The 1,063-nt window shown below is 70.3% G+C and carries 1 protein-coding gene; it reads left to right on the top strand.

Features of this window, described 5'->3' with window-relative positions:
• Positions 1 to 183: 183 nt before the first annotated feature.
• Positions 184 to 1,063 (top strand): transposase (locus tag ACFV9M_RS42045; protein WP_385079934.1); only part of this gene is annotated, 880 nt, incomplete at its 3' end.

Genomic DNA, 1,063 nt, shown 5'->3' with positions numbered 1-1,063 from the left:
GACTCTGTTGCTGAATTGCCTGCAGGGGTGCGGGGTGGCCCGGCATGATCGTTGGTGCGGTCGTTCTGTCTGCCCCGGCCGTAGGGGGTTGGTGCGGTGTCCATGCGGCCGGGGGGATTGCCGCCTGTTCCTGAGCAGACCGCCAGGACGGCTCGCGCCGCCTTTCCCGGTGGCAGCCTGCCCATGCGCCTGCGTGACCACCTTGCTGAGGTCTTCGACGACGCGTTGTTCACCGATGCGTTTGCCGGCCGTGGGGCTCCCGCCCAGTCCCCGGCGCTGCTCGCCCTGGTGACGGTGCTGCAATTCACCGAGAACCTCACCGACCGGCAGGCCGCGGACGCGTCACGGGACCGTCTGTCGTGGAAGTACGCGCTGGGGACGGAGCTGTCCGATGCCGGCTTCGACTTCTCCGCGTTGTCGAAGTTCCGTGCCCGGCTGGTCGGGCACGGCCTGGAACGAACGCTCTTCGACAGGCTCGTCGAGCACTGCCGCGAGGCCGGGCTGATCAAGGCCGGCGGCAAGCAGCGCACCGACTCCACCCACGTGATCAGCGCGGTCCGTGACCTGAACCGCACCGAGCTGGCCGGGGAGAGTGTGCGGGCCGCGCTGGAGGCCCTGGCGGTGGCGGCGCCGTCCTGGCTGGCCGGGGTGGTCGATGTCGCAGAGTTCGCCGAACGCTACGGGCCGCGCGTTGACGGCTGGACGATGCCGGGCTCGAAGACCAGGCGGGACCGGCTCGCCCAGGTCTTCGGCCAGGACGCGCTGGCCTTGTGCCGGGCGGCCTGGTCGGACACTGCCCCGGTGTGGGTCCGTGAGATCGAGGCGGTGGCCCTGCTGCGGCAGGTCCTGGTGCAGACCTACAGCATCCGTACCGACACCCGGGGACGGGAGGTGATCACCAAGCGGGACGCCGACGACGAGGGCGTCCCGCCCGGCCATATCCGCCTGGCTTCCCCCTACGACCCCGATGCCCGCTGGGCGGCCAAGGGCGACGACCTTTTCTGGCTCGGATACAAGGTCCACCTCACCGAGACCTGCGACACTCCCACCGAAGCCGAAGCCG

Source organism: Streptomyces sp. NPDC059895 (assembly GCF_042731035.1).
Lineage (GTDB): Bacteria > Actinomycetota > Actinomycetes > Streptomycetales > Streptomycetaceae > Streptomyces.
This window is presented reverse-complemented; position numbering and strand designations above follow the sequence as displayed.